The organism is Gammaproteobacteria bacterium, assembly GCA_003696665.1.
In the GTDB taxonomy this organism is placed as follows: domain Bacteria; phylum Pseudomonadota; class Gammaproteobacteria; order Enterobacterales.
Window position 1 is genome coordinate 1 of record RFGJ01000006.1, and the last position, 2,343, is coordinate 2,343.

At 55.4% G+C, this 2,343-nt stretch carries 3 protein-coding genes; all 3 read left to right on the top strand.

Annotated features, from left to right (window positions below; translation table 11 throughout):
* Positions 1–137 precede the first annotated feature (137 nt).
* A complete protein-coding gene (locus D6694_00175; GenBank protein ID RMH48726.1) occupies positions 138–971 on the top strand; it encodes a type II secretion system protein in 834 nt (277 codons plus the stop codon).
* Positions 968–1,366, top strand: coding sequence for a hypothetical protein (locus D6694_00180; GenBank protein ID RMH48727.1), 399 nt, complete (start codon positions 968–970; stop codon positions 1,364–1,366). Before D6694_00175 ends, D6694_00180 begins: the two co-directional genes overlap by 4 nt.
* A partial coding sequence (locus D6694_00185) for a hypothetical protein (GenBank protein ID RMH48728.1) occupies positions 1,363–2,343 on the top strand: 981 nt, incomplete at its 3' end. The genes D6694_00180 and D6694_00185, both read left to right, overlap by 4 nt.

A 2,343-nucleotide genomic window follows, 5' to 3' on the forward strand; every position in this document is an offset into this window, starting at 1 on the left:
GATTATGTGGTCTCTGTGAACATTGTGCAAAGCCCGGATTTGCCGGGGATACCGGCCTCGGATGCGCAGCGAATTACGGTCACTGTGGACGCCCCCAATGGCGAAACCATTGCGCTCAGTGCCTACCGGGCGAAGGAGTGGCCATGATTCGTCGGCGTGGTTTTACCCTCATTGAACTCATTATTGTCATCACCCTGACCGGTATTGTCGTGGCCATGATTGGCCCCCTGTTGGTTCGTCCTTTTTCATTGGTGACCGACCAAGAGCGACGCGCACGGCTGCTGGAGCGGGCGCAAGCGGCCATTACCCTGATTCAGCGCGAGGTTAGGCAAGCCTTGCCGAACAGCGTGCGCGTCAATGGTACAGCGCTGGAACTGGTGCCCGTGTTGTTTGCTGGCCGTTATCCATCCGGAGACGATCCGGCCAATATTGATACGTTGACCCCCAGAAAACCGGACGCCAACTTCTCGGTCATGGCAGATTTTTCCTTACCAAGCGGTGCGCGCGCGGTGGTCAATCCGCACAACACAACCCTGTTTTATAGCGCTATGGCCGATGCTTACAACGGCATGGTGACCCCTTCCACCACAACCGTGAGTTTGGTCGATAATGGGACACAGGATCGCATCACCCTTTCGTCCCCATTTCGATTTGACCCGTCGGGCAATGGCTCTCCCTCGCGCCGGGTGTTTTTTGTCAGCACACCGGTGACTTATCTGTGTGAAGGCAACGAACTCCGTCGGTTTGCCAGTTATTCGGCGGCTGTCGCGCAACCGACGAGTTCGTCAAGCGCGCCGTTGAATACCGCGGGCAGCCAGGCATTGGTCACCGATGGCGTGACCTTTTGTCAATTTCGTTATGCCGTTGGTGTCGCTCAGCGTTCCGGACTTTTGACCATCGAATTAGAATTGAGCGAAGATGGCGAGGCAGTCAGGCTGATTGGCCAAGTGCACGTGGAGAATGTGCCATGAATCGGGCGCGTGGTTTTTCACTGGTCACCGCCATGTTCATCATGATCATTGTTGCCCTATTGGTGGCGTCGGTGGCGCGAATAAGCGGGCAGAGCCGGCAGGCTGGTGTATTACAGCTTTCAGAAGCGCGCGCTTTTCAGGCGGCTCAAACAGGGCTTGAGTGGGGCCTTTATCAGCTACAAGGCGGTAATTGTCCAGCCAGTCCCACCACTTTTCAGGTTGGGGGCGACTTGGCGGGTTTTCAAATCCAGGTGTCGTGTACTCGCCGTGACTACACAGAAAACGGCGCTTCGGTTGCCATTTTCGACTTAACATCGATGGCCACACGCGGCACCCTAGGTGTGGATGCCGACTATGTGTCTCGGCAGGTACAGCTCACGGTGGAAGGGCCATGAAACGGTTGTTGTGGATCTGGGGACTTGTGTTCAGTGCACAGCTCTTCGCGGCACCTGGAGACATTTTATTCTCTGACGATTTTGAACGTAATGCCCTCGGGGCAGACTGGTCAGCATCGGACACGGCGGCGGCCCAAATCAGCACACTAACCGCCAATTCGGGGACGCGGAGCCTGCACACCTGTTGTACCGCTGTGACGGTGACTTCGCGAGTTTTTGACCTGTCGGCGGTCGCGGGGGCAAGGTTAGCACTTTGGCTCCGCATCGGTTCGGATGTTTTTAGCGAAGATCCCGACTTGGCCGGGCTAGAAGACTTTTACATCGAATATCTGGATAGCAGCAATAATTGGCAAACGCTCCAGTATGTTCCCGGCGGAACCACGCCCGGTTCGGTCATTAATGTGTCCGTCGATCTGCCTTCGGCTGCATTGCACGCAGGCTTCCGATTTCGTTTTCGCCAGATAGGTGGCTCAGGCTTTGGTGCGAACAACAATGGGAATGCCAGCACTGGCTGGGACTTTTATCACATCGATGATGTGCTTTTGACCGAAACATCCGGCATTCCAAGTGGACCACCATTTTGTGACGATTTTAGTGGCGGGCTGAATTCTGCCAATTGGCGGGTTTTCCCTTCTGGTGGGGATGCTGGGGTATCGAATCAAACCGGGGGGGTATCACCGCCAAGTCTATTTACTCGGTGGGGAGCGGTTTCGGTGGAATCTCGCCGGGTTGACCTCTCGCCGTATAGTAACGTCGAGGTTCGGGTGTGGGTGCAGCGCGGTTCAGATGCCTTCAGTGAAAACCCTGACATTGGCGAGGATCTGGTCATAGAGTTTCTGGATAACAATGGCAACTGGATTGCCCAAGAAACATTCGCAGGGAATGGCACGCCAGGCCAAGTCTTTAATCGAACCTACACGTTACCAAGCCAGTACTTGCATGCGAACTGGCAAATACGTTTTCGGCAGACGGGAGGC